Here is a 250-nt window from a genome sequence, read left to right on the forward strand (position 1 = left end):
GAACGCTGGCGGCGTGCCTAATACATGCAAGTCGAGCGGATTTATCCTTCGGGATAAGTTAGCGGCGGACGGGTGAGTAACACGTAGGTAACCTGCCTATAAGAYYGGGATAACTATCGGAAACGATAGCTAAGACCGGATAAYTGGTTTTYTCGCATGAGAGAAYYATGAAACACGGAGCAATCTGTGGCTTATAGATGGGCCTGCGGCGCATTAGCTAGTTGGTRRGGTAACGGCYYACCAAGGCGAC

1 rRNA gene is annotated in these 250 nt (G+C 50.8%); it reads left to right on the top strand.

Features of this window, described 5'->3' with window-relative positions:
* Positions 1-250: ribosomal RNA gene (locus ASD40_RS11985) — 16S ribosomal RNA — on the top strand; the annotation flags it as partial.

This window comes from Paenibacillus sp. Root444D2, from assembly GCF_001426375.1.
Lineage (GTDB): Bacteria > Bacillota > Bacilli > Paenibacillales > NBRC-103111 > Paenibacillus_E.